Consider the following 712-nt stretch of genomic DNA (forward strand, 5'->3'; position numbering starts at 1 on the left):
TCTGCTTAAATTCACCAGCTGATTTTTTAATCCATATCTGCAAGGCTCTATATAACCTGTATTGCTCCTCTTGCGGCATTAAACCGTCATAGTGATGAGACTCAAGTGACTCGCCGATATGAAATAAAAAGTCCCCGCTTAAGCTTAAGATTACTGCCTGAATATCTTCGTCTGTGATTTTCATACTCACCCCTGAATCCGCTTAAATTCGATGACCCAGCACCACGGGTTTTTATACCAGGCCTCTACACCGTAAATTGAACGCCATATCTCGCTATATGCGGATTTTGCATTCTGATGTGGCTGATTTCCTCCGGGCGCATAAAAGCCTCTCAGCCAGTTGCCTTCATTACCATAGCGACCAGTAACAACGCCTTCCGCTATTGCATCTTCTTCGCTGATATCTTGCGCCTGCTGCAACCAGACATCGACAATCTCAATTTCACCTTTGATATTGCCGTCCTTGTCTGCGAACGGGATTTTTTTATCAACCAGGCCATACGGAAAATTTCGCTCTAAACTGTGTCCCGGTACGACAGTAACGCGCTTGATACCTTTGCTCCAACCCGCGCCAAAGACCTCATAGAAGTTTCCGTTTAATACCGGCTGAGGCTTCATTATTCGCCGCGTCTGCGTCTTCCTGCCGTCAATAACAGCGGCCAACATTTCGTCGCTGAATTTGATTCTGTCTTTCATATTCATTCCTCTGTTA

The 712-nt window shown here is 45.5% G+C and carries 2 protein-coding genes; both read right to left on the minus strand.

Translation table 11 applies throughout. From position 1 onward, the window contains the following. Positions 1–184, minus strand: a 184-nt coding sequence (locus tag N7387_RS21315) for a hypothetical protein (protein ID WP_279800959.1), incomplete at its 3' end; no start/stop codon positions are given. A gap of 2 nt (positions 185–186) precedes the next feature. After that, on the minus strand, positions 187–712 hold a 526-nt coding region (locus N7387_RS21320; protein ID WP_279800960.1), incomplete at its 5' end, for a hypothetical protein.

Source organism: Morganella sp. GD04133, assembly GCF_029835375.1.
Taxonomy (GTDB): Bacteria; Pseudomonadota; Gammaproteobacteria; order Enterobacterales; family Enterobacteriaceae; genus Morganella; species Morganella morganii_B.